The sequence below is a fragment of the Amycolatopsis sp. NPDC059657 genome, from assembly GCF_042734395.1.
Lineage (GTDB): Bacteria > Actinomycetota > Actinomycetes > Mycobacteriales > Pseudonocardiaceae > Amycolatopsis.
The window spans coordinates 80712-105140 of record NZ_JBHWEB010000010.1 but is presented as its reverse complement, the minus strand read 5'-3'; the positions used below and the strand labels follow the sequence as shown (position 1 = coordinate 105140).

At 66.9% G+C, this 24429-nt stretch carries 20 protein-coding genes; 11 read left to right on the top strand and 9 right to left on the bottom strand.

The genetic code is table 11. The features are described from left to right. The first annotated feature begins 304 nt into the window (after positions 1 to 304). Positions 305 to 1066 (top strand): hypothetical protein, encoded by a 762-nt coding sequence (locus ACFV15_RS08140; RefSeq protein ID WP_378349480.1) that lies wholly within the window; start codon positions 305 to 307, stop codon positions 1064 to 1066. A gap of 1 nt (position 1067) precedes the next feature. Further along, the gene (locus ACFV15_RS08135; RefSeq protein WP_378349479.1) at positions 1068 to 2306 is read left to right on the top strand and encodes a DUF6923 family protein; all 1239 of its coding nucleotides are present in this window, start codon (positions 1068 to 1070) and stop codon (positions 2304 to 2306) included. A 263-nt stretch (positions 2307 to 2569) separates the two neighbouring features. On the opposite strand, the gene ACFV15_RS08130 is transcribed toward ACFV15_RS08135, so the two are convergent. Continuing rightward, positions 2570 to 3595, bottom strand: coding sequence for an autoinducer 2 ABC transporter substrate-binding protein (locus ACFV15_RS08130; protein ID WP_378349478.1), 1026 nt, complete (start codon positions 3593 to 3595; stop codon positions 2570 to 2572). Positions 3596 to 3751: 156 nt separating this feature from the next. Between ACFV15_RS08130 and ACFV15_RS08125 the strand changes: the two genes are divergently transcribed. Further along, positions 3752 to 4135: a hypothetical protein gene (locus ACFV15_RS08125; RefSeq protein WP_378349477.1), complete on the top strand. Its 384-nt coding sequence runs from the start codon at positions 3752 to 3754 to the stop codon at positions 4133 to 4135. Positions 4136 to 4201: 66 nt separating this feature from the next. Further along, the gene (locus ACFV15_RS08120; RefSeq protein WP_378349476.1) at positions 4202 to 4657 is read left to right on the top strand and encodes a DUF305 domain-containing protein; all 456 of its coding nucleotides are present in this window, start codon (positions 4202 to 4204) and stop codon (positions 4655 to 4657) included. A 56-nt stretch (positions 4658 to 4713) separates the two neighbouring features. Here the strand turns inward: ACFV15_RS08120 and ACFV15_RS08115 are convergent, their stop codons facing one another. Then, the gene (locus tag ACFV15_RS08115; protein ID WP_378349475.1) at positions 4714 to 4920 is read right to left on the bottom strand and encodes a heavy-metal-associated domain-containing protein; all 207 of its coding nucleotides are present in this window, start codon (positions 4918 to 4920) and stop codon (positions 4714 to 4716) included. A 54-nt stretch (positions 4921 to 4974) separates the two neighbouring features. On the opposite strand from ACFV15_RS08115, the gene ACFV15_RS08110 reads away from it, so the two are divergent. Further along, positions 4975 to 5424 carry a DUF4396 domain-containing protein gene (locus ACFV15_RS08110; RefSeq protein ID WP_378349474.1) on the top strand — a complete coding sequence of 150 codons (450 nt, stop codon included), beginning with the start codon at positions 4975 to 4977 and terminating at the stop codon, positions 5422 to 5424. Between the two features lie 3 nt (positions 5425 to 5427). Here ACFV15_RS08110 and ACFV15_RS08105 read toward each other — a convergent pair whose 3' ends face one another. The 6 genes from ACFV15_RS08105 to ACFV15_RS08080 form a co-directional block, all read right to left on the bottom strand. Beyond that, complete coding sequence (locus ACFV15_RS08105) at positions 5428 to 5709, bottom strand: metal-sensitive transcriptional regulator (protein WP_091294644.1); 282 nt, start codon at positions 5707 to 5709, stop codon at positions 5428 to 5430. 124 nt (positions 5710 to 5833) lie between these two features. Further along, positions 5834 to 7042, bottom strand: coding sequence for a glycoside hydrolase family 88 protein (locus tag ACFV15_RS08100; RefSeq protein ID WP_378349473.1), 1209 nt, complete (start codon positions 7040 to 7042; stop codon positions 5834 to 5836). Between the two features lie 120 nt (positions 7043 to 7162). Then, a complete protein-coding gene (locus ACFV15_RS08095; RefSeq protein ID WP_378349472.1) occupies positions 7163 to 8560 on the bottom strand; it encodes an FAD-binding oxidoreductase in 1398 nt (465 codons plus the stop codon). Between the two features lie 134 nt (positions 8561 to 8694). After that, positions 8695 to 9189 (bottom strand): RICIN domain-containing protein, encoded by a 495-nt coding sequence (locus tag ACFV15_RS08090; RefSeq protein WP_378349471.1) that lies wholly within the window; start codon positions 9187 to 9189, stop codon positions 8695 to 8697. Continuing rightward, positions 9180 to 10367, bottom strand: coding sequence for a hypothetical protein (locus tag ACFV15_RS08085; RefSeq protein WP_378349470.1), 1188 nt, complete (start codon positions 10365 to 10367; stop codon positions 9180 to 9182). Before ACFV15_RS08085 ends, ACFV15_RS08090 begins: the two co-directional genes overlap by 10 nt. Before the next feature lie 316 nt (positions 10368 to 10683). Then, positions 10684 to 13614 carry a BTAD domain-containing putative transcriptional regulator gene (locus ACFV15_RS08080; RefSeq protein ID WP_378349469.1) on the bottom strand — a complete coding sequence of 977 codons (2931 nt, stop codon included), beginning with the start codon at positions 13612 to 13614 and terminating at the stop codon, positions 10684 to 10686. A gap of 166 nt (positions 13615 to 13780) precedes the next feature. On the opposite strand from ACFV15_RS08080, the gene ACFV15_RS08075 reads away from it, so the two are divergent. The 4 genes from ACFV15_RS08075 (at position 13781) to ACFV15_RS08060 (ending at position 18317) form a co-directional block, all read left to right on the top strand. Continuing rightward, complete coding sequence (locus ACFV15_RS08075; protein WP_378349468.1) at positions 13781 to 14449, top strand: hypothetical protein; 669 nt, start codon at positions 13781 to 13783, stop codon at positions 14447 to 14449. Between the two features lie 43 nt (positions 14450 to 14492). Next, positions 14493 to 16061 (top strand): alkaline phosphatase D family protein, encoded by a 1569-nt coding sequence (locus tag ACFV15_RS08070; RefSeq protein ID WP_378349467.1) that lies wholly within the window; start codon positions 14493 to 14495, stop codon positions 16059 to 16061. Between the two features lie 44 nt (positions 16062 to 16105). Then, positions 16106 to 16738 carry a TetR/AcrR family transcriptional regulator gene (locus ACFV15_RS08065; RefSeq protein WP_378349466.1) on the top strand — a complete coding sequence of 211 codons (633 nt, stop codon included), beginning with the start codon at positions 16106 to 16108 and terminating at the stop codon, positions 16736 to 16738. 88 nt (positions 16739 to 16826) lie between these two features. Continuing rightward, positions 16827 to 18317: a glycoside hydrolase family 28 protein gene (locus ACFV15_RS08060; protein ID WP_378349465.1), complete on the top strand. Its 1491-nt coding sequence runs from the start codon at positions 16827 to 16829 to the stop codon at positions 18315 to 18317. Positions 18318 to 19235: 918 nt separating this feature from the next. On the opposite strand, the gene ACFV15_RS08055 is transcribed toward ACFV15_RS08060, so the two are convergent. Next, entirely contained in the window at positions 19236 to 20429 is a 1194-nt protein-coding gene (locus tag ACFV15_RS08055; RefSeq protein ID WP_378349464.1) for a glycoside hydrolase family 105 protein, read from the bottom strand. 360 nt (positions 20430 to 20789) lie between these two features. Between ACFV15_RS08055 and ACFV15_RS08050 the strand changes: the two genes are divergently transcribed. Beyond that, complete coding sequence (locus ACFV15_RS08050; protein ID WP_378349463.1) at positions 20790 to 22568, top strand: alpha-L-fucosidase; 1779 nt, start codon at positions 20790 to 20792, stop codon at positions 22566 to 22568. Further along, positions 22565 to 24325, top strand: a complete 1761-nt coding sequence (locus ACFV15_RS08045; RefSeq protein WP_378349462.1) for an alpha-L-fucosidase — start codon at positions 22565 to 22567, stop codon at positions 24323 to 24325. Before ACFV15_RS08050 ends, ACFV15_RS08045 begins: the two co-directional genes overlap by 4 nt. Positions 24326 to 24429 lie beyond the last annotated feature (104 nt).

Genomic DNA, 24429 nt, shown 5'->3' with positions numbered 1-24429 from the left:
TGAACGCCAGTCGTCCTACGATTGACCGGTCGTCAACACTCCTTGTCGCGCTGGTCCGTTCGGGCCAAGTCTGGCAAAGATCATCTTGTCGTGACAAGAGGTTACGCAGCATGTTCACGATTGGACTAGCGGCCGAACGGACGAGTCATCAAAAATGCCCCGTTCGCCGGGATACGCCCGCCGAATTGCGCCAACTCAGTGACACGCGCGCCTTTGCGTAGAACCACTCGAATGAATTGCGGGGGGCGGTCTTGAAGCCGTGATCTCCGCTGGCTAACTTGAACCGTCCACGGGAGGGAAAAGAATGAACATCTACGTCTCCGGCATCCTCTGGGTAGCCGGAGCGGCCGTCGCGGCCGCCGTCGTCGGGTACCTGGTCAGGCGGTTCGGCTGGGACGAGGGACGCGCGGAGAACAACGACGCCGCCGGTCAGGTGTTCACCATCGTCGCGGGACTGCAGGCGGTATTGGTCGCGTTCGTGCTGATCGCGCAGTTCGACACGGTCAAGTCCACCCAGGACGGCGCCACCCTCGAAGCCGACAGCCTGGTCGCCGCCACCTGGGCGTCCGACGCGCTCGGCGACACCACCAAGGACAAGGTGCGCACACTGGCCGCCGCGTACTCGAAGACGGTGGCGCAGCAGGAATGGCCGCGGATGCGTGACGGCGGGAAGGTGCCCGACACCGGGTGGGGTCAGCTCGAGCAAATGCGCAAAGCGGTCGCCGAGGCACCCGCTGAGGAAGACTGGGTGAAGGACCGCAAGATCGAGGCGACGAACCAGCTCTGGCAGGTCTACCAGGCAAGGGAAGCGCGGATCGCGGCCGCGAAGGACGCGGGCGTCGGCGCGGTCGTCTGGTTCGCGCTGATACTGGGCACGATCGTCACGGTGCTGCTGCCGAACCTGTTCGGTGGCACCAAGCTCGCCGCGCACGTCATCATCGTGTCCACTCTGGCCGGCACGATCACCCTGCTGCTGTTCGCCATCTACCAGCTGCAGAACCCGTTCACCGGTGGCGCGAGGATCGGCCCTGACGCCATCTCCACCGCGCTCGACCGGCTGAGCTGACGTGCGCAAACTCTTCGCGCTGGCAGGCGTTGTCACGATGACCGCACTTCCGGTGCTGGTCACCTCTTCGGCCGCGGCTCAGCAGGCCGCAGGCTGCCGGATCATGCACACACTGAATGTCCAAGAGGGTCCGACTTCGCGGATCTCCTTGGTCGATCTGCCCGAAGCGGCCGAACAACCGTTGCCGTCCATCGGGTATTGGGTCAACGCGCTCGGCCATTCGGCCACTCAGGACCTGGTCTACAGCGTTGCCGACGGTGACAAGAAGGGCCGCTTTCACGACGGCGGGCACGTGCTCACCATCGACCGGACCGGGCGGACGGCCGACCTGGGGCCGGTACGCAAGATCGGCGGTAAGGTCGGCCCGTGGAGCGTGGTGACCGGCGCCACCGCCGGAGCCATTGCCGGAAACCGCTGGTACATAAGAAAAGAGGGCAACCTTTACACGGTGGACGTCGACCCGGCCAGCCCGGACTATCTGGCCGTGCTGAAGCGGACCTCGCTGCGTCCGATCACACTCGCCATCGGCGTCGACGATTTCGACTACAACCCGGCGGACGGGTTGCTCTATGGCGTTTCGACGTCCTTCCGCGCGAAGGGCGCGGTCGTGACGATCGACCCGGCCACCGGGATCACCAAGACGGTGCCGAGCCTGCCGAGGCTGCCGGAGGGCACCGCGTACGGCGCGCTCGTGCTCGGCCCCGACGGCACCATCTACACCACGGCCAACCGGATCGGCACCCGCAGCGTGCTGTTCCGGATCGGCCGCGACGGTTCGGTGAACGAACTGGCCTCCGGGCCGCCGCTGGTCAGCTCCGACGCGGCAGGCTGCATCTCCGTGCCGGTCCCGCCACCCCCTCCTCCTCCGCCGCCACCGTCACCCACGCCGACGCCGACCCCCGAACCGCCGCCGTCCGAGACGCCGGAGCCGCCGCCACCGTCCACGCCGGAGCCCGCGCCGCCGGAACCGGCGCCACCCGCCGCGCCGCCGCCGGTGGAACGGCCCCCGGTCGTCCCGCCACCGGCGCCGCCGCCGATGCCGCAGCCCCCGCCGCCACCCCCGCCTCCGCCGCCACCGCCACCCCCGGTGGTCAAGAAGCCTTACACGCCAACGAAAACGTCGATGCAGGCCGTCAAAAAGGAGCAGCGCACCCAGCAGAAGCGCCGCGTGGCGATGACCACGCTGGTGCTGATACTGGGCAGCGCCGCGGCCGGGCATGCCATCAGGCGGGCTCGTTAATCTCCTCGATGCTTCCGAGGCATCTATGCCGGCGGCGGACTGCCGCCCGGTGCAGGTCTACAAGACGAAGGCGCCGCCGCTCGCCACCATCGGCGGGGTGCAGATCAAGGGCAGCTCGTTCGGCTCGGCGCTCGCACCGGTGCCGGGGTCGCGGACGGAGTTCCGCTTTGTCCGGCTAGATCCCCGTGAACGCCACTTCCGCAACGCTCAACGTTGTGAAAGTGGCGTTCACGTGGACCGGCCGAGCCCGGGGGAAGGGGGATTCAGTACTTGAACTGGTCCACGTTCTCTGTGGTGATGCGGAGCGGGTCGCCGAGCAGGAGCATCTTCTGCTCGGCGTTGTACTTGACGGCGGGCAGCTCGCCGCTGACCTTGTTGGTCTCGGGGAGCTGCTTGCCGTCGGCCACCTGCTTCGCGGCCCACGCGGTCAGGTAGCCGAGCTGCTCGACGTTCCACAGCACCGACATCGAGCACGAGCCGTCGGCGAGATAGGGCTTGATGGCCTGCGGGGTGCCGACGCCGACCGTGTAGACCTGGCTGATCTTCTGCTCCTCGCGCACGGCCTTCGCGACACCGGGCGCCGAGGTGGTGCACTCGCCGACCAGCCCGGTGAGGTCGGGGTGGTCGCGCATGAGTTCCTTCGCGAGCACGGTCGCGGCTTCCTCGTCCTCGCTGGCGTAGACGATGTCGACGATCTGGGCCTTCGGGTACTTCCGGGCGGTGTAGGCCTTCTGCGCGGCGATCCAGGCGTTGAGGTTCTGCGCGGCCGGGCCGCACGAGACGATGGCGTACTTGCCCTGGCCGCCCATCTTCGCCATGAGCGCCTCGGTCAGCGCGGCCCCGATCCCGTCGACGTCGGCCTGGTTGACGAAGAGTTCACGCTGCGAGCGCGGCGCGTCGGTGTCGGACGTCAGCACGTGGACGCCCTTGCGTCTCGCGTCGGCGATGGCGGGTGCGAGCGTGTCGGGATCGTTGGGCGCGACCACGATCACGTCGACCTTCTGGTCGACGAGCTGATGCATGATGTCGACCTGCGCGCCCGCGTCGGCGGTCACCGGTCCCGTGAAGATCCACTGCACGCCGAGCTGTTTGGCGGCTTCCTGCCCACCGGTGTTCATCGCTTCGAAATAGGGGATGCCCTTCACTTTCGGGATGAACGCGATCTTCGTCTGTTTCACGTTGGGATCGGCCAGTGAACCGGTGTTCTGATCCTGGCAGCCGGTCAGCCCCAGCGTTCCGCAGAGCGTGAGCAAGACGGTTACGACGAGTTTCTTCGTCGGCCTTCGCATCTCCACCCTTTCGAGGTGATTCGGTTGTGATAAATCTGCGCGTGCGGCGGAGATCCCCGCAAAGGTAGGGGATTGCGCCATCTGGGTCAACGTATAGCGAAAACCTTTTGCACAGCCGTGCTCATGCGCGAACACGCATGGATTACCATGATCACGATGTCCCGTTCCGGCAGTCACCCGATCGTGCGCTGGGCGCTGCTCTGCGCGCTGCTGCTCGGCGTGGTCGCGATGCACCACGTCGTCGCCGCGCATGGGGCTGGACATGGGGATTCGCACGTCATGGCCGCGGCGCCGGAAGTCCTTACGGAGCCGGTCGCCGACGAGGCGGCAGGCGGCACGCACGACGGGATGCTCCACCTCTGCCTGGCGGTCCTGTTCGCGTTCGCGGCCGCCGCTGTGACACTGATGGCGCTTCGGAGTCGTTTCCGCTCAGGTGTGCGCATGGCGGGCCTCGCGCTTTCCCGCGCATTCGCACGGGCGCCCCCGCCCGCCGTGACCGGACGGGAAATCCTGCACCTCGCTTGCGTGCTGCGGATCTGATCGGCGGATTTCACGCCGTACCAGTCCCGTACCACCTCGAGCGAGGAAACAATTATGAAGAAATTTATGGCAGGTTTCGTGCTGTTCGCGGCACTCGCGCTGGCCGGTTGTTCACCGGATGCGGACCATAACCCGGCCGATGTGACATTCGCTCAGCGGATGATCCCACATCACCGGCAGGCGCTCACCATGTCCGAAAAGCTGCCCTCCGACGCGGATGCCCCGGTGACCGAGCTGGCTCGCCGGATCCAGGCCGCCCAGGCCCCCGAGATCGACCGTCTCACCGGCTGGCTGAAGGAGTGGGGCGCCTTCGCGTCCGGCCATGAGGGCATGGACCACGGGATGGCTCCCGGCACGCGAGCCGAGTGGCTCAAGGCGATGATCGAGCATCACCGCGGCGCCGTGACCATGGCCCGTGACGAGCTCCGCGACGGCGCGCACGTCGGCGCCAAGCAACTGGCCCAGGCGATCATCGACGGCCAGGAGGCCGAGATCGCGACCATGACCAAGCTGCTCGGCTAAAGGCTCGTGAGTGGTACGGCCGGTTAGAACCGGCCGTACCACTCACGACCCGGGGATCAGGCGGTGAGCTGGTAGCCGGCCTCGTCGACGGCGGCGCGGACTTCGGCCGGGTCGAGGTCGCCGGTGCTGGTGATCGTCACCGCGCCGGAGGCCAGGTCGACCTGGACGGCGGTGACGCCGTCGAGCGCCGACACCTCTTCGGTCACCGACTTCACACAGTGCTGGCAGGTCATCCCCTCGACGGCGAAGGTCGTCTCGGTCACTTCGGGCTCCTTTGCGGGTCGCGGACTATACCCATGGGGGGTAGGGTACACGCCATGAACGACAAGGCGTCCTGGTCCACCGCGATCTCCGCGACACTGCACTGCCTGACCGGCTGTGCCATCGGTGAAGTGCTGGGCATGGTGCTCGGCACCGCGTTCGGCCTGCACAACGCGGCGACCGTGGTGCTCTCGATCGCGCTCGCGTTCGTGTTCGGCTACGGGCTGACCATGCGCGGGGTGCTGCGCTCCGGCATGGGCTTCGGCCAGGCGTTCAAGGTCGCGCTGGCGGCCGACACCGTCTCCATCGCGGTGATGGAACTGGTCGACAACACCGTCATCGTCGCGGTGCCCGGCGCCATGGACGCGGGGCTCGGCAACTGGCTGTTCTGGGCGTCACTGGTGTTTTCGCTGGTGATCGCGTTCGTGGCGACCGTGCCGGTCAACAAGTGGATGATCGGGCGCGGCCTCGGCCACGCCAAGGTGCACGCCCACCATCACCACTAGGCGCTAAGAACGCACGAGCCGCGCGATCGCGTCTGAGGCTTCCTTCACCTTGACCTCGGCCTCCTTGCCGCCCGCCGCGGCCGCGTCGACCACGCAGGTGGACAGGTGCTCCTCGAGCAGCTCGAGCGAGAAGGACTGCAGCGCCTTGGTGGCCGCGGAGACCTGGGTGAGGATGTCGATGCAGTACTTGTCCTGCTCGACCATCCGCTGCAGCCCCCGGATCTGCCCCTCGACGCGGCGCAGCCGCTTGAGGTAGGCCTCCTTGTCGGTGCTGTAGCTCGCCATCGCAACCCTCTCCCAACGCACTCGTCCCGGTCCATCATACCCCGTATTGGTATATGGACCGGGTCGTGAGTGTTTTCGCCGGTTAGAACCGGCCGTACCACTCACGACCCCCACGGCAAGCGGATCAGAGACCGATCGCGTGCGAGACCTCGGCGGGCCGCAGCACCCGCAGGATCGCCTCGAGCAGGTAGTAGTCGGCGTACGGCAGCGACACCTCGACGCCGTCCTCCGCGGGCCGGTTACGGGTGCACCTGGCGACCGCCGCCTCCGCGCGCTGTGACTCGCGGGTCAGGCAGGTCTTCGAGGTCGCGTTGAGGATCCGCAGCGCCGCGTCCCGGTAGGCGGGCCGCCGCGCCGCCACGGCGAGGTCCTGCAGGCCGCACGCCATGATCAGGCCCGCCGAGGCGTCCTTGACGTCGTTCGGCGCCTGCGGGGCGAGGTAGTCCCACACCGGCACGTTGTCCGGGGTCAGCTTGCTCAGCGCGAAGTCGGCCAGCTTCCGCGCGGTGGCGAGGAACTGCGGGTCGCCGGTGCGCCGGTACATCGTGGTGAACCCATAGATGCCCCACGCCTGCCCGCGCGACCAGCACGACGCCGGGCTGTAGCCCTGGACGCTGTTCGGGCCGATGGCCGCGCCCGTCGCCGGGTCGAAGTCGAACACGTGCGGGGTCGACCCGTCGGGGCGCAGGAACGCCTTCTGCGTGGTCTTGGCGTGCTCGATGGCGATGTTCAGGTACTTCGGGTCGCCCGTCTCCTTGCTCGCGAACGCCAGCAGGTCGAGGTTCATCATCGTGTCCATGATGACCCGGCCGGCGTTGCCCGGCGTGCTGAGCGCGCCCCAGGCGCGGATGAAGTGGCCCTTGTCGTTGTACCGCTGGATGAGCGAGGACGCGGCCTGGATCGCGCCGTCACGCCACTTCGCCTCGCCGGTCACCCGGTACGCGGTCACCCACGACGGGTAGAACAGGAAGCCGAGGTCGTGCGTGCTCGTGTCGTTCTGCCTCGGCGCGAGCTTGTCGGCCCACTGGGTCGCGAGCGTCTTGAATTGCTCGTCCTTTGTGTACAGATACGACATCCACAGCGTGCCGGGCCAGAATCCGCCGACCCAGTCGCCGTTTTGGGAATAAGACCATTTCTCGGCCTTGGTGATCACCGGGAAACCGGTGAGCGACGGCGCGACGGCCTTCGCTTTCGCCGCCGTGTACTCGGCGGCGGAGCGCAACGTCGCCAGCGTGCCGCTTTCCTCTGCCAGCGCAGGGGAAAGCGGCACCGCGGCCGTCGCGACGGCTGCTGTCGCCGCACTGGTCAGCAGGGTCCTACGACTGAGATTCACTGTTCGCCATCCTCGGGGGGAAGAATGCAACCGGGGGCCCCGAGGCAGTTTTACACAACGGCAATGTGCTTGTACACCCACGAACGTCAGTGTTCATGGTTGTGAATTCATCAGCTTGGTTCATATCTGCGCTGGCTTGATGTTCGCGTTGTGGTGGAACACGTTCTCCGGGTCGTAGACCGCCTTGATACGGGCCAGCCGCTCGTACTTCGCCGCGCCGTACGACGCGCGCACGCGGTCGTTTTCGAACTCCGACATGAAGTTCACGTAGCCGCCGTAGTTGCTGGAGTGCGGCACGAGCGCTTCCCAGAACGCGCGCACCCAAGCGCGGTCGGCCTCGAACAACTCCCGGTTCGGCGCGCCGGCGGCGAGCCCGAGCGTGAAACCGGGCCGCCGGGTACCGCCGAATGCCGTCGCCTCGTCGGGCGTCGCCGAATATGCACCGTTCATCGGGAAAATGGGCATCAGTGACATCGGCGAGGATTTCCGCGGCAGATACCGCGTGATCACGTCGATCAGCTCGTCGGTCAGTTCTTCGACATAGACCGACTTCTCGTAGGACAGCGAATGCGGCGGGATCGCGGCGTCGAGCATCTTCTGCAGCTCGGCGTACGGAATCGGGCTGACCATCTCGAACTGGGCGGGCAGGCCATCGCGGATCTTCGCGGCCACGTCGTCGAGCTTGCCGCCGTCGAAGTCCACAATGGTCAGTGCGTAGCCGGGCTTGAGGTGGTACTCCACCGGCACGAACGGCGCGGGCGGCGCGTTGAACCCGACCATCATCGCGCCCATCCCCTCGGGCAGCCCGGCCAGCACGTCCCGCGCGAACCGCAGCGCCTCCGCGCCGTGTTCGACGCTCCAGAAGAACATCCCGAGCTGGACCAGCGGGCCGACCGGGTGCAGCTTGAACCGGAACTCGGTGACCACGCCGAAGTTGCCGCCGCCACCCCTGATCGCCCAGAACAGCTCGGAGTGGTCGTACTCGGAGACCTCGAGCACCTGGCCGGACGCGAGCACGATCTCGGCCGAGAGCAGGTTGTCGATCGACAGCCCGTGCCGCGGCGTCAGCCAGCCGAACCCGCCGCCGAGGGTGAGCCCGCCGATGCCGGTGTCGCTCACCGTGCCGCCCGGCGTCGCGAGCCCGTGCGCCTGCGCGGCCGCGTCCAGCTCCGCCCAGGTGGCGCCGCCGCCGACCCGTGCGGTCCGGTGTTCGGGGTCGACCTCGATGGCGCGCAGCCCGCTCAGGTCGATCATCAGCGCGCCGTCCTGCACGGCCGCCCCGCTCAGGTTGTGCCCGCCGCCGCGCACGGTGATGTCGAGGCCCTGTTCCCGCGCGAACGCCAGGCTCGCCGCGACGTCCTCGGCACTCGCGCAGCGCGCGATGACGGCGGGGTGGCGGTCGATCTCGCCGTTCCAGACGCGCCGGGCCTCGTCGTAGCCGTCGTCGCCCGGTGCGAAGGCGACCCCGGTCAGTGCGGCACGCAGCGAGTCAACGCTCTGGATGTCGAGTGAAGTCATGCCGACCAGTCTCGCTGCCGGTGGCCGGTACTTGATATCCCCCGGTGCGGCCAAACGTGCCGTTCAAGCTGCCCGAAAGTGCGAAAGAGCCCGGCGGAGGGGTATCCGCCGGGCTCTTTCCTTGTGCTAGGTGACTACTGCGACCACTTCTGCTCGCCGCCGCCGTTGTACGCCCACAGGATCGCGGGGGTGCCGTTGGTGATGGCGCCATTGTTGGCCAGCGAGAGCACCCGGCCGCTCTTCACGTTCTCCAGCGCGTACCAGGAGGCCGTGGGCGGGGACTTCTCCCACTTCTGCTCCGGACCGCCACCGCAGGTGGCCTGGATCAGCTTCGTGCCGTTGGCCGTTCCACCGCCCAGCGTCGAGAGGCACTTGCCGCTCTTGGCGTTCTTGTACTGGTAGGCGGAGGTGTAGGTCCAGTTCTGCGCCGACTCCAGGGTGCACGACCAGAGAACGACCTTCGCGCCTTCGGCGACGCTGTTGTTCTCCACTGACAGGCAGTACGCCATGCCCTGGTCAGAGGCTTTCAGGTTCATCAGCGGTTGGGCGGCTTCGGTGGTTGCTCCGGCCACAGTGGACATCGCGGCCATGGCGACTCCGGTCGCCGCGAGAATCAGGCTCATGCGCATTTCGGCGCCACCGGAAGGTCCGAGCCGGTCTTCAGGTACGTGTCGGAGACGTAGTGCCCCGGACCGATGCGGTCCCAGATGTTGCTGGTGCCGAAGTGCCCGGTGACGGTCTCGCCCTCGACGTAGCACTCGATGTTCACCTTGGCGTAGTTCGCCGCGAAACCCTTGAAAGCGCCGGAGGTGCTCGCGCTGCCGCGGACGTTCATCGGGTCGCCCGCGGTGGTGACGACACCGGTCGGGCCGGAGCCGGTCCACAGGTAGGTGACGTTGACGTAGCCGTTGTCGGACATCTTCAGTCCATCCCAGAACACGCCGTCACCCAGGTCGATACCGGCCGGGTTGGGCACGCGGCGGCCGCGGTCGTCCTTGCCGCCGTTGTAGCCTTCCTTGTTCGCGGCGTACGCCTCGGGCTTGCCCTGCGGCAGGTCCTTCCACATCGAGCGCACCGACGACGGGTTCCAGTAGTCGTCACGCTCGTTCCACGGGCCGACGTCCCACACCGGCGCGTACTCGCACCGGCTGTTGTCGGTCAGGCAGACCCGCACGCTGTAGTTGCCGGTTCCCTTGGGGGACAACGGCTTCCCGGAAGGCAGTGCGACGAAGTGGTCGCGGTTGGTGATCACGTGGCCGTTGGCGGTGGTCCCGCCGACCAGGCCCTCACGGGTGGCGTAGATCTTGTAGGTCAGGCCGGGCGAAGCCGCGGCGGCGGCCATCGAGTTGACCTGCGGCGCCTGGTCGGCGCTCAGCTTCACGTCGCGCACCTTCGCGTCGGCGCCGCGCAGCGAGACGCGCACCTCGACTGAGGAAACGGTCTGCGGCAACGGGGTACCGGCGGGCGTCCACTCGGTCCAGTCCTCGGCGCCGAGCTTGCCTCGCACGTCGACCTCGGCACTCGCGCCGGTGACCTGCGCGGAGACCCGGTTCGCGGGCTTGACCAGCTGGTGCTCGCCGATGAACAGGTAACCCTGCGCGCCCTCGCCGGGCTTTCTCTCGCTCTTCGTGTCCTGAATGGACAGTGTGCCACCGGTGTAGGCGACGTTGACGTCATTGCCGTCCACAGTGGACAGATCGGCGCTCCACGCGTTGTTCGCGGCCTGCGCCGGGGTGGCGGCCAGTGAGGTCACGGCCCCCACAGCCAAAATCGCCGCCCACACGCGGCGCTGTTTGATCCGGACCATCGCCGGGTCTCCCTTCGGAACACTCGTTTCTCAACTGAGACAGAGCATTCCGGGAGGCCGTACACGAACCATACAAACAGGTCGTGAGTGTTCCCGACGGTTATTGAGGAAGGCCAAATGTGGCGTGCCCCCCCCAGAGCGGCTGGGTGAGGCCCCCACCCAACCTGGGTCACGCTCACGACCCCCGCTTACCACGACACATAAGCCCCGTTTGTCACCGTGAGTGTGACGAACGGGGCTTATGTGTGGCGCCTGGGGTGGGACTGGGGTCGTGAGTGGTATGACCGGTTAGAACCGGCCCTACCACTCACGACCATTAGGCCGTGGCCACGACCCCGTAGGTGGACTCGGCCGCCTCCTGGAGGCGGACGGCGAGCGCCGACTCCTGGGGGCGTGCGGACAGCTCACGCCAGATTTCCAGCGCGCGCTCGGCGTAGCGCCGGGCTCGCTCCGGTTGGCTCAGCGCCTGATGGAGCTCGCCGAGCAGCTCGGAGACCTCGGCCTCCGAACGGCGGTCGCCGTTGCGGCGGTGCACGCTCAGCGAGTTCACCAGCAGCAGCTGCGCGTGGGCCAGATCGCCGCTGTGCAGGCACAGCTCGCCGAGGCTCTGGTTCGCGTAACCGACGCAGTGGTCGTCGTCGAGCTCGTCGAAGATCGCGATCGCCCGCTGCATCAGCTCGCGTGCCGCGGCGAGGTTGCCGCGGTGCTGGTGCAGCAGCGCGACGCGCTTCAACGCGTGCGCCTCGCGATGGCGGTCGCCGATCTCGGCCGACAGCTCGAGCGCGTCGTCGAACCAGCGGCCCGCCGTGGCGTAGCAGCCCTTCTTCATCCAGATCATGCCGATCGAGATGCGGACGACCGCCTCGCCGTGCTTGTCGCCCACCGCCACGAACCGCGCCAGCGCCGCCTGCGAAAGATCCAGCGCCGACTCGTCACCGCGGATGCGCATCACCGTGCCGACGCCCGCCTGTGCGATCGCCGCGCCGAGTTCGTCGCCTGCCAGCTCGAACAGGCGCAGTGACTCGTCGAACGACGCCAGCGAGTGGGTGTAGGCGTCCAGATACAAATCCAGCTGGCCGAGGTTGCGCAACACGATCGCCTGCCCGGTCACCGAGCCCGCCCGCCGCGCCGCCGCCAGCGCGACGGTGTGCGTGTGCCGCCAGTCGTCCTGGTGCCCGCGCAGGTCGAAATACGGGGTGAACGCGATCGCCAGGCGCCACGCCAGGTCGTCGAAGCCGTGCTCGGCCGCGAGCGCGATGGCGGCGACGCCGGTGTGCCGCTCACCCTCCAGCCAGGCTGTCGGGTCGGTGAGCAGATAGTCGGCGTCCAGTGGCAGCGGACCCGGATCGTGGTCGTCCGTGCGGAAGATGCCGAAGAAATGGATCGGCATCCGCTGCGCGGCTTCGACCGCCATGCCCAGATACGCCCGCAGCACGCGGCGCACCGCGGGCCTGGTCTCCTCCTCGGAGGCCATGTCGACGGCATAGCAGCGCAGCAGGTCGTGCATCCGGTAGCGCGGCTGGCCGGTGCCATCCGAACCGACCAGCGCGACCAGGTGCGCGTCGACGAGCGTGTCGAGGATTTCGTCGGCCTCTTCACGGCCCAGCAGCGCGGCGACCACCCAGCCGGGGAACGTGACCGGGCCGAGCGCGCCGAGCCCGCGGAACGCCCGCGCGGCGTCCGGGGGCAGCAGGTCGTAGCTCAAGGTGACGCTCGCGCGGACGGCGAGATCGCCGACACGCAGTTCGTCGAGCCGCCGCCGCTCGTCGCGCAGACGGCTCGCCAGCATCCTGAGCGTCCAGCCGCTGCGATGGGTGAGCTTGGCGCCGACCACCCTGATCGCCAGCGGCAGGTACCCGCAATGCCGCAGGATGTCGGCCGCGCTGTCCGGCTCGACGGCCACCCGGTGCTCGCCGATGATCCCGGCGAGCAGCTTCCCGGCCTCCTCTTCCGGCAGCAGGTCGACGTCGACGGCGGTCGCGACCGCCAGATCGGGCATCCGCACCCGGCTGGTCACCAGCACCGAGCACGCGCCGGCGCCCGGCAGCAGCGGGCGGACCTGTGCCGCGCTGCCCGCGTCGTCGAGGATGACGCACATCCGCGCGCTCGCGAGCCTCGACCGCAGCAAGGCCGACCGTTCGCGTTCTTCGCGTGGCATCCCGGCGTCGGTCACGCCGAGCGCGTGCAGCAGTTCCTCCAGCACGCCCATCGGCGCACGCGGCGTCGACGAGGTGCCTGCCAGGTTGATGTGCAGCTGTCCGTCGGGGAACTCGTCGCGCACCGTGTGGGCCACGCGGACCGCGATGGTCGACTTCCCGACCCCCGGCGCTCCGGAAAGCACTGTGACGGACGGGGTTCCGCTTTCCCGCCTGGCACGCAGCAGGCCGACCATCTTGTCGACCACGTCGTCGCGGCCGGTGAAATCGGGCAGGTCCAAGGGAAGCTGGCAGACCGGTGCCCGCTGAACGGGACGCGCCGCCACCGGTTTCGCGGTCACCGCGGCCATCAGCTTGGCCCGCATCTCGCGCAACCGGGGCCCCGGCGGCGCGTTGAGCTCCTGCCGGAGCACGCGTTCGGCCTGGTGATAGGCCTCCAGCGCCTCGGCTTTGCGTCCGATGGCGTGCAACGCGATGATCAGCTGCTGCCACAGCTCTTCGCGCAGCGGATGCTCCGCGACCAGCCCGCGCAGTTCGACGATCGCCTCGGCACAGCGGCCGAGCTGGATCCGGACCTTCAGCCGCCGCTCCTGCACGGCGAGCCGCAGCGCGTCGAGCCGCGCGACGACCGGGTCCCAGGTGTGGTCGTGCGCCAGCCCTTCGAGCACGTCACCGCGCCACAACGCGTCGGCGCGATCGAGATGGGCGAGCGCGTTCTCGGGTTCCTTGCGTTCGAGTGCCTGCTGCGCCGCGGTGGCCAGGTTGTCGAACCGGACGTGGTCGAGCTCATCGGGTGACGCGGTCAGGATATAGCCGGACGCGCGGCTCTGGATCCGTTCGGCGAGGTCGGCGTCGCACTCGGCGAGCCGCCTGCGCAGTGAGTGCACATAGGTGCGGATGTTCGCGGCCGCCGAACGTGGCGCGGCCTCCGGCCAGAGAACGTCGACCAGCAGATCGGTCGAGACCACGACTCCCGGTTGAAGCAGGAGCGCGGCCAGCAGCATTCGAGGTTTAGGGCCGCCGAGCGGGATGGCCTGCCCGCCGACTGCCACTTCCAGTGGTCCCAAAATACGAAAAGAAATCTGTTTCACGCAAACCGCCCCAGCGATCCGTTAGGGCAAGCCCCAGCGTGCCCTATAACTGCGGATACTAGGGCTGTTTCTGTCAGGTCCGCTAGATCCATTTGGCGGCCACGCTCAGTGAACGGCGTCACCTCTTTGTATGGAACGTGTACGCGACCTGGCCATTCTCTGCGCTATGACAAGTTCAGCTTCTCAGCGGCTTCGTGGAATCGCCGCGGTGACCGTGAGCGTTTTGGCGCTGCTGGTCTCTGGTGTTGTCTCCGCGGACGCCGCCGTCACGGCCGCCACCGGGACGGTCAAGACGGCGGGCGACCCGCTCAACGTGCGCCGTGCGCCGAGCACGAACGCCTCCGCCGTGCGCACGGTCGCGAACGGCGCGACGGTGTCGATCGATTGCCAGACCATCGGAACCTCGGTGGAAGGCCCGCTCGGCAAGACGACGCTGTGGGACTACGTGCCCGCGCTCGGCGGGTACATCTCCGACGGTTATGTCTACACCGGAACCGACGAGCGCATCGCGCCGGACTGCGGTGTCGGTTCGGGCTCAGCCGAATGCTCGTCCGGGACCTGCGCCGCAGAAGGAGTTTTCAAATCCGTCGGCGCCAAATTCGTGGTCTATGACAATGACGGAGACGGTAAGTCGGCCGTTGTCGCGTACTGGCTTAAAGGCGGCGCCGGACCGTTCTACGCGTGGAACTCGGGTGGCACGGGAACGAGCAAGGAAACCGCGATAAACGTGCCCAAGGGCGGCTGGGTCTACTACAAGGTCTGCGTCGCGAACTATTCCGCTACGAATCCCGTGCTCGAAGCGTGCAGCGGCGGCCTCACCGACTACGTCGCCTGAATCTCCTTGAATTTTCACACTCTTCTTTGAAAGGAAATCGGCCATGCGTCAGGTCAACCGGCGGTCCGTGCTGCTCGGCGGCGCGGCCGCGGTCAGCGCGGCAGGGCTCACCGCCACCCTGCCCTCGTGGGCCAGCGCCCGCACGACCGCGGCGGCTCCGGCCATCCACGACCCGTTCCAGCTGGGCGTGGCGTCGGGTGACCCGCTACCGGACAGTGTGGTGCTGTGGACGAGACTCGCGCCAGCTCCGCTCAACCCGGACGGGCTCGGCGGCATGCCGAACGCCTCGTACGCGGTCGACTGGGAGATCGCGAACGACGCCGCGTTCAGCTCGATCGCGCAGAAGGGCACCGTGACCGCGGTACAGGCGTCCGCGCACAGCGTCCATGTGGAGCCCGCCGGCTTGGAGGCGGGCCGGGAGTACTTCTACCGGTTCAAGGCGGCCGGTTACATCTCGCCGGTGGGCCGCACCCGCACCGCGCCCGCCGCAGGCGCCGCCGTCAACCAGCTGAAGTACGCGTTCTCGTCCTGCCAGCACTGGGAGGAGGGGTGGTACCACGCGTACAAGGGCATGGTCGCCGACAACCCCGAGCTGGTGTTGTTCCTCGGTGACTACATCTACGAGAAGAAGTCGGGCCGCAAGCTCTCGGCGCTGAACCCGCGGCACCTGGCCGTCTCCGACGACGCCACCACGCTCGCGCTCTACCGTGCGCGCCACGGCCAGCACAAGACCGACGCCGACCTGCAGGCCGCGCACGCGATGGCGCCGTGGATGGTCGTGTTCGACGACCACGAGGTGATGAACAACTGGAACGGCACGACCTCACCCGCTTCGGCGGACCGCAAGGCCGCCGGCTTCCAGGCGTTCTACGAGCACATGCCGATCCGGTCGACCGCCAAGCCGGTCGGCGCGACGATCAAGCTGTACCGCCAGTTCGTCTGGGGCAACCTGGCGCGGTTCCACCTGCTCGACACGCGCCAGTACCGCAACGCGCAGGTGCCGGATCCCGCCGACGGCAACCCGAACTGCACCACCATGCGTGACCCGGCCAGGTCGATTCTCGGCACCGCGCAGGAGGCGTGGCTGCTCAAGCAGTTCGAGACGCACCCGGCGACCTGGGACTTCCTCGGCCAGCAGGTGTTCTTCGCGACCCGCGACGACGACGGCAGCAAGACGACCTGCCAGAGCACCGACTCGTGGCAGGGCTACGAGGCGTCGCGTGACCGGATCGCGAAGGGCTGGGTCGACCGCAAGGTGCCCAACCCGATCGTGCTGACCGGTGACGTGCACCGGCACTGGGCCGCCGACCTGCGGCGCGACTACTTCAACCACAGCGACCCGATCATCGGCTCCGAGTTCGTCACCACCTCGGTCACCAGCAACTCCGATGACGCCACGGACCCGTCGGCGGCCTGGTACGCGAACAACCCGCACGTCAAGTACTGCCGTGGCAAGCGTGGCTATGTCCGGATGACCGCCAGCCAGGCGCAGGTGCGGGCCGATTTCGTGACCGTGTCCGACACGACCGAGGGCGCGATCGGGAAGGTGACCATCGCGACCGACCGCAGCTATGTCGTCCAGGCTGGCAAGCCCGGTCTGCAACAGGTGTAGATGTGCACCGGGTATAAAACGCAATTTGCAGATACGCTGCCGGAGTGAGTGACCGACCAGGACTGCGTGAACGGAAGAAACAGCGGACGCGGGAGGCCATCTCCGCCGCGGCGATCTCGATGTTCCTCGATGCCGGATTCGATCAGGTGTCGGTGGCTCAGGTGGCCGACGCGGCGGAGGTGTCCAAGCGCACGCTGTTCGCGTACTTCCCGACCAAAGAGGACCTGGTGCTGCACCGTTTCGCCGACCACGAAACGGAAAGCGGCCGGGTGATCCGGCTGCGCGCCGCGCGGCAGTCCCCGCTGACCGCGCTGCGCGACCATTTCGTCGACGGGCTGAGCCGCCGTGACCCGATCACCGGGCTCAACGACGAACCGCAGGTGCTCGCGCTGTACAAGATGGTGCTCGAGACACCGGCGCTGGCCGCGCGGATGCTCCAGTTCAACGCCCGCTCGTTCGAGGCGGTCGCTTCCGCCCTCGCCGAAACGACCGCCGTCAGCGGCCCGGCCGCCCGGCTCGCGGCCGCGCAGATCGTCGCCGTCATCTGGACGCTGGCGACCGACAACGCGACCGCGCTCGCGGGCGGAATGACCGCCGATGCCCGTTCGCCCGAAGCGTCCGAAGCGGCCGAACTCGGCTTCGCGATGCTGCGCGGCGGGCTGAAACTCGGGGCCTGAAATCCTTGTGGGGGCTGGTTTTCGTGTGCTTGACTGGGTTGACCGCCGTCCAGTCCTGAGTACGTTTCTTCAGACAAGGCGGTCTGCAGTGAAACCCAATCGAAGCCGGTTCGCGCTCGTCACGCTCGCCGTGGCGAGCCTGGTGGCCATGGGGACGGAAGTCGCGTCCGCCGCTCCGGGCGCGGTGTACAAGGTCACCGACTACGGCGCCAAGTCAGGCGATTCGACCAACGACACCCCCGCCGTCGACAAGGCGATCACGGCGGCGAACAAGGCGGGCGGCGGCATCGTCGAATTCCCCGTCGGCACCTACGTGCTGGCAGGCACGGTGCACCTCAAGAGCGACGTCATCGTCAACGTGCCGTCCGGCACGACGATCACCGGCAGCGCGAGTGGCTACGACGCGCCGGAAGCCAACCCGTACGACAAGTACCAGGACTACGGGCACAGCCACTTCCACAACGCGATGTTCTACGGCGACAACCTGAAGAACATCGGCTTCACCGGCGGCGGCACCATCGACGGCGGCGGCCACCTGATCACCGGCAACCCCAAGTCAGGCCAGGCCGACAAGATCCTGTCGATCACCCGCTGCGACGGCCTCACGCTGAGCGGGATCAAGCTGCGCCGCGGCGGCCACTTCGCCGCGCTGATCAACGGCTGCACCAACGTGGTCTCGGACAAGCTCGTCATCGACACCGCGAGCGACCGCGACGGCTGGAACATCATCAGCACCACGAACGTCAAGATCACCAACGCCAAGATCGCGGCCAACGACGACGCGCTGGTGTTCAAGAGCGACTACGCGCTCGGCAAGAAACTGCCCAACGGCAACGTGACGGTCACCAACGCCGACCTCTCGGCGGTGTGCTGTAACGCGTTGATGTTCGGCTCGGAGACCTGCGGCGACTTCACGGGCTACAACTTCACCGACATCACGTTGAAGGGCGCGCACAAGTCGGGCATCGGCATCGTCTCGATGGACGGCTCGAAGATCTCCGACGTGCACTACAAGAACATCTCCATCGCAGGCTCCTACTCGCCGATCACGATGAAGGTGGGCACCCGCAAACGCTGCGGCAACAACCCTGGCATCGGCTCGATCAGCAACATCACCTTCGACAACATCACGAGCTCGCACACGGGCACCAACTTCAGCCCGACCATCTGGGGCAACAGCGCCGCCAACCGGGTCAGTGACGTGACGTTCACCAACGTCAACCTGAGCGTCCCCGGCGGCAACGGCACCATGTCGACTGGCGTCCCCAGCAACAGCCCGACCGACTACAACCCGAAGAGCATCGGCACCCGCCCGGCCTTCGGCTGGTACGTGCACTTCGCGTCCAACATCAAGTTCATCAACAGCTCGGTCAAGTTCGCCAAGAACGACGGCCGCCCCGCGGTCATCGTGAACAACAGCACCAACGTGTCCTTCGACCACTTCACCGCCCAGCGCGGCTCGAACAGCCCGTCCGACCTGGACTTCCAGACCGCGGCAGGCTATTGCGTGAAGGACAGCGCCAACACCACCGGCGGCGCACTCCGCATCAAGACCGCCGACTCCTCGACCAACTGCTAAAGGGCTCGTGAGCGTTGCGGGCGGTTAGAACCGCCTGCAACGCTCACGACCCCAGGTGAGCATGTCGGCCGGGAAGCCTTGGTACGCAAAGAACCCCGCCCGTGTCGCGGAACCGCGCGACCATTGAAGGGAACGCAAAGGTGGCGCGCCCCAGTGCAGCTGGGTGAGGGCCTCCTTCACTCAACCCGAGTCCACGAGCACGCCACCTTCGCGGTTCCCCTCAATATGTGAAGGGAGCCTTCACCGACCTGGGGTCGTGAGTGGTACGGCCGGTTCTAACCGGCCGTACCACTCACGACCCCCGCGCCGGGAGTCCGCGGTGCCGCTTGCGGGCGTACGGGCGAGGGGTTCCCTGCTGCAGCGAGCGGAGTGCAGCGAGCGGAGCAGGGGAACCCTTCGCCCATGCCAGAGCCCCATCGTGAAGCGAGGGTGCCCCCGAGTGCGTACTACGCACCTAACGGCCCCCTCACTTCACGCCCACCTGAGGCTTGAGAGTGCCTCCCCGGGCTGGCGAAGGTTCCCTTCGGCAAGCCCAGCCAATCTGGGTCGTGAGCGTTGCGGGCGGTTATTGCCCGGAAACCCAAACGTGGCGTCGTGAGTGGTACGGCCGGTTCTAACCGGTCTAAACACTCACGACCCCTGGTCTCGCGTGGCCAGGCCGTGGGCCAGGGGAACCCCTCGTTCAAGTGCGAAAGGGCATGCGCGAGTGGTGACTCTGCTCCGTTGGATGCGGCAGAGTCACCACTCGCGGCCTGTCCGAGCCTCGCGAAGTGACGGCCCCGCCGGCCTGCCCGGAGCACGCCACATTTGCCCTTCCCCTCAATAGAACCGCCCGCAACGCTCACGACCCCGGAAGCCTTGGTACGCAAAGGGCCCCGGCCGCAGGAAGCGCGGCCGGGGCCTGAGCGAGCCGGATGCCTACGGGGTTTTCATGAACTGCTCGTTCATGACGAGGAAGGCGCCGAGGCCGTGGAAGTCGTTGGTGTTGCGGGCGCGGGCGTAGTAGTAGGACGTGTCGCCGACGTTGGTGCCTTCGCAGATGTCGGTGATGTTGGTGAGCCCGTCCGAGCCGACCTTCACCTTCTGCAGCACGCCGGCGTATCCCTTGTCCGACACCGTTTTGTATGACGGATCCAGGTACCCGCGCTCGACGCCACGCGAGATCATGAACGTGTACATCGACGAGGCCGAGGTCTCGAGCCAGTTCTTCGAGTCGCTGCCGCGGTCGACGATCTGGTACCAGCGGCCGGTCGCCGGGTCCTGGTACTTCTTGAAGCCGTCGGCGAGGAACTTCACGACCTCGATCAAGCCGGCGCGCCGGGGGTGACCGGCCGGCAGCACCTCGAGGAGGTCGATCGCGGTCATCGCGGTCCAGCCGATGGCGCGGGCCCAGTGGTACTTCGAGTGGTGACCCGCACCTGACGCCCACGACTCGGAGCCGTCCTCGTCGTAAGCGTGGTACAGCAGGCCCTTCGCGGGCTCCTTGAGGTGCGTGAAGTAGACGATGACGTTCTTGGCCGACTCTTCGTAGCAGTACGCCGGGTCGTTGAACGTCTTGCCGTACAGCGCGAGGAACGGCTGTGCCATGTAGACACCGTCGGCCCACAGCTGGCCGGTCTTGCTGCTGGCGTGCCACATGCCGCCGTCGCTGGTGCGCTTGTAGCCGGGGAACTTCTTGCGCAGCTGGTCGGCCGCGGTCTTGTACTTCTGCTTGCCGGTCTCGGTGTAGAGCAGCGGCAGCATCTGGCAGGACCGCATCGAGTCCAGGTTGGTGAAGCTGTTGGAGATGCCGTCCTCTTTGATGAACCGGTCGTACCAGGCGATGATGTAGTCGAGGTACTTCTTCTCGCCTGTCCGCTTGTAGAACAGGTACTGACCGTAAAGGTACAGACCACGTGTGTAGCCCCAGCCGCCCAGGTTGGCGGGGGTGTACCGCTTCATCGTGGAGTCGACCACCGCGCGTGACCAGTCGGACGGAGCCGCGACCGTCCCGATGGGGGAGAGCACCTCATCCGCCCAGGCGGTCGTCCCGGGCAGCGCGAGCGCGCCGACGGCGCCCATCGCCCCGGTGAGCATCGACCGACGCGAAAGGCGTGGTTGATCTTCGGACATTCGTTGTCCTCCTGCTGCAAGGAAGGGCCGGGTGATGCGGCGCAGAATTTCAAGGGTGGCCGGGATGCCGATCCGCCGTCCGTCGGCATCCCGACCAGTCCTTGGGGGCGAGCGTGTCGCCCTGCTGCGAGTGACTCAGCTCGTGTGTGTCACTTGCATGAGATACGTCTACTCGGGTGAACGCCCGATCGTCAAGAAGAGATCAGATGTCTTCGGTCATATATCAGATATTTAACCCGTACGGCCGCATACTTTGGTACACCTGTGACAAGGTCGGAGGCCAGTGGTCCGACCTAAGTATTGACCGCCGGGCGCGCGTCGGGTACACCACCGGGTGGATCAGACCAGTGGAGGTCGCCGATGTCAGGCAGACGTTCCATCCTGCGCAGGGCGACCGTCGCCCTGACCGCGATGGTGACCGCGTTCGGGCTCTTCGCTGCGGCCCCCGCGTCGGCCGAGTTGCAGAACCCGCGCCAGCAATGGCTCCGTGACGGCCAGGCCGGGCTCTTCCTCCACTGGGGAATGCGCACGTCGCCGGGCTACACCAGTTGCGCCGCCTGGGAGAAAGCGGTGACCGACGGTGGCTGGTCGGCGGCGTACTGGGTCACCGAGGCCAAGAAGTTGCATGCGCGGTACATCGTTCTGGCCTCGTTCCACAGCAAACTCGGTTACTCGAAGGCTTGGCCGTCCAGCGTGCCCGGTAGTTGTGCCACTAAGCGGGACTTCCTCGGCGAGCTCGTCGCCGCGGCCAAGCCGCAGGGTCTCAAGGTCATCAACTACATGACCGACGACCCGCAGTGGCACGCCGAAGGCGGCCACGAGTGGCTCGACTCGGCCGGGTATTCGAAGTACAAGGGCAAGAATGTCGATTTGTCCACTAGGGACGGTTTCGGCCAGTACAGCTACGACAGCTTTCTCGAGGTCATGCAGCGCTACCCCGACCTCGGCGGCTTCTGGATCGACAACGACAACGCGTACTGGGAATCGCACGGGCTGTACGAGAAGATCCGCGCGGACCGGCCGAACTACCTGCTCAGCAACAACAACGAAGACACGCCGATCATGGACACGATCAGCAACGAGCAGAAGACCGGCATGACGCCGTCCTACGACTATCCACAAGCGACCTACACGGCCCAGCCACGGCTCACCGAGGCCTGCTTCAAGCTGCCGAGCAGCGGCGCCTGGTGGTACAGCGGTACGGACTCCACAGTGGACTACAAGCTCACGCTCGGCCGGTTCATCGCGAACTCCGGGTCGTCGATCAAGTCGCTGATGGCCGAGACCGCCATGGTCAACGGCAAGTTCCCCGCCAAGCAGGAGGCCTTCAACAATTTCGCCAACGGCTATCTCGAGGACATCTGGGAGTCGATCGGCGGTACCGAAGGTGGCGGCTACTCGAGTGGTGGCCTCAAGCCCGGCTTCTGGAACGACGGCGCGCACGGCGTCACCACGATCAGCAAGTCCAACAAGGACAATCAATACATCCACGTGCTGACGAAGCCGTCGACGAGCACACTCAAGGTTCGCGACAACGGTTATCGCGTCAAGAAGGTCACCAACCTGCGCACGGGCGCGGCGATCGGCTTCAGTCAGGGTGGCGGCACCCTCACGCTGACCGGACTGTCCGGCTGGGACCAGTACGACACCGTCTTCAAGGTCGAGACCGCGGGCCGTGCGGGCGTCTACGACCCGGCGACGGTCACCGAGAAGGCCAACGGGCAGTCCGCGCCCGCCATCGGCGATGGCAGCTATCTGTCCTTTTGGGACAGCAACAAGACACTGCCGGTCAATGTGGACTTCGACCTCGGCTCGGCGAAGAAGGTCCAGTACGTCGGCCTCAACCAGCGTGAGGACTCGGTCAGCTACGCCAAATCCGGCACCGAGCAGTCCGCGCGGATCAAGGACTACAAGGTCTACGTGTCCAGCGACGGACAGAACTGGGGCAGCGCGGTCAAGACCGGCCAGCTCGCCAGCCACCGTGGCGTCGCGTTCCTCGACCTGGCCACGGTGACCAGCCGGTACGTGCGTGTCCAGGTGACCAGCACGTGGTCGGCGTCGAGCGACACCAAGCACTACAAGAAACTGGGGATCGACGAAGCCTGGATCGGCTCGTCCTACGCGACGGCGGCATCATGAAACTCGTACGGAGATTGGCCGTTCTCGCGGCGGCCATGACGACGCTGCTCGGCGTCGTCACCACCACCCAGCAGGCCTCGGCCGAGCTGTTCAACCCGCGCCAGGACTGGCTGCGTGACGCCTCGGGCGGGCTCTTCCTGCACTGGGGCATGCGCACCGCGCCAGGTTTCCGCGATGGCGCGTCGTGGGAGAAGGCGATCACCGACGGCGGCTGGAAGGCCGATTACTGGGTCGACGAGGCGCAGAAGCTCAACGCCAAGTACCTGGTGCTCGCCTCGTTCCACAGCCGTCTCGGCTACGGCCGCGCGTGGCCGTCGAAGATCCCCGGCAGCGCGCACACCGAGCGTGACTTCCTGCGCGAGACGATCGACGCGGCCAAGGCCAAGGGCCTGCACGTCATCCTCTACATGACCGACGACCCGCAGTGGCACACGGAAGGCGGCTGGGAGCAGCTCGACTCGGCCGCGTACTCGGCGTACAAGGGCAAGAACGTCGACCTGACCACGCGCGACGGCTTCGGCGAGTACAGCTACGACAACATCGTCGAGGTCATGCAGAACTACCCTGACCTGTCCGGGTTCTGGATCGACAACGACAACGCCTACTGGGAGCGCAACAAGCTCTACGAGCGCATCCGTGCCGAGCGGCCGAACTTCCTGCTCAGCAACAACAACGAAGACACGCCGATCATGGACACGATCAGCAACGAGCAGAAGGTCGGCATGACGCCGGCATACGACTATCCACAAGCGACCTACACGCCGGCGCCGCGCCTCACCGAGGCCTGCTTCAAGCTGCCGGACAAGGGTTCCTGGTGGTACACGGGGTCGGATCAGGACGTCAGCGCCCAGCTCAACCTCGGCCGCTACATCACGAACACCGGCTCGTCGATCAAATCGCTGATGGCCGAAACCGCAATGATCAACGGCAGGTTCCCGCCCAAGCAGGAGGCGTACAACAACTGGTTCGCCCAGACGATCGCGCCGATCAAGGAGTCGATCGACGGCACCGAGGGCGGCGGCTACTCCCGCGGCGGGCTGCAGCCGGGCTTCTGGAACGACGGCGCGCACGGCGTGACCACGGTCAAGAAGAACCGCGAGAGCCAGCAGTACATCCACGTGCTGACAGCGCCGTCGACCGGGAACACGCTCAAGGTCCGCGACAACGGCTATCTGGTCGGCCGGGTGAGTGACCTGCGCACCGGCAAGGCGCTGCGGTTCAGCCAGCGCGACGGCACGCTCACCGTCGACGGGATCACCTGGGACGCGAACGACACGGTGCTCAAGGTGCAGACGTTCGGCGGCCGGCTCTTCGACTGGCCGCGTCAGCTGGTGACCGTGTCGGCCACCGCCGAAACGGCGACCGCGCCGGCGGCCAACCTGGTCGACGGGAACTTCCAGAACTTCTGGGACAACGGCGGCAAGCTGCCCGTTTCGCTGGACTTCAAGCTCCCGGCGAAGCTGCCGGTGTCCTCGCTGGCCGTCAACCAGCGCGAATGGTCGGTCAGCTACGCGCGGTCGGCGACCGAACAGTCCGCTCGCATCAAGGACTACACGGTGTCGGTCTCGGATGACGGCGTCACCTGGACCGCGATCAAGACCGCCCAGCTGCCGAGCGCGCGGGGTGTCCAGTTCGTCGACTTCCCGCGTACCTGGACGAAGTTCGTCCGGGTCGAGGTGGCCAGCACCTGGGCGGCCGCGACCGCGCCGAAGTTCTTCCAGCAGCTGAAGATCGACGAGGTCCGCCTGAGCTTCTGAGGGGTCGTGGGGGTTGTTGGGGGGGGGGTGAGAGCGAGGGGGAGAACCGCAAAACCACAAACCACCGCCACTGGAGGAGTAGCTAGGGGTAGTGGAAAGTTAAA

Coding starts and splice junctions, on each gene's coding strand:
- ACFV15_RS08140 (WP_378349480.1), top strand. CDS start 305: ATGAACATCTACGTCTCCGGCATCCTCTGGGTAGCCGGAGCGGCCGTC.
- ACFV15_RS08130 (WP_378349478.1), bottom strand. CDS start 3,595: ATGCGAAGGCCGACGAAGAAACTCGTCGTAACCGTCTTGCTCACGCTC.
- ACFV15_RS08125 (WP_378349477.1), top strand. CDS start 3,752: ATGTCCCGTTCCGGCAGTCACCCGATCGTGCGCTGGGCGCTGCTCTGC.
- ACFV15_RS08120 (WP_378349476.1), top strand. CDS start 4,202: ATGGCAGGTTTCGTGCTGTTCGCGGCACTCGCGCTGGCCGGTTGTTCA.
- ACFV15_RS08110 (WP_378349474.1), top strand. CDS start 4,975: ATGAACGACAAGGCGTCCTGGTCCACCGCGATCTCCGCGACACTGCAC.
- ACFV15_RS08105 (WP_091294644.1), bottom strand. CDS start 5,709: ATGGCGAGCTACAGCACCGACAAGGAGGCCTACCTCAAGCGGCTGCGC.
- ACFV15_RS08095 (WP_378349472.1), bottom strand. CDS start 8,560: ATGACTTCACTCGACATCCAGAGCGTTGACTCGCTGCGTGCCGCACTG.
- ACFV15_RS08090 (WP_378349471.1), bottom strand. CDS start 9,189: ATGCGCATGAGCCTGATTCTCGCGGCGACCGGAGTCGCCATGGCCGCG.
- ACFV15_RS08085 (WP_378349470.1), bottom strand. CDS start 10,367: ATGGTCCGGATCAAACAGCGCCGCGTGTGGGCGGCGATTTTGGCTGTG.
- ACFV15_RS08075 (WP_378349468.1), top strand. CDS start 13,781: ATGACAAGTTCAGCTTCTCAGCGGCTTCGTGGAATCGCCGCGGTGACC.
- ACFV15_RS08070 (WP_378349467.1), top strand. CDS start 14,493: ATGCGTCAGGTCAACCGGCGGTCCGTGCTGCTCGGCGGCGCGGCCGCG.
- ACFV15_RS08055 (WP_378349464.1), bottom strand. CDS start 20,429: ATGTCCGAAGATCAACCACGCCTTTCGCGTCGGTCGATGCTCACCGGG.
- ACFV15_RS08050 (WP_378349463.1), top strand. CDS start 20,790: ATGTCAGGCAGACGTTCCATCCTGCGCAGGGCGACCGTCGCCCTGACC.
- ACFV15_RS08045 (WP_378349462.1), top strand. CDS start 22,565: ATGAAACTCGTACGGAGATTGGCCGTTCTCGCGGCGGCCATGACGACG.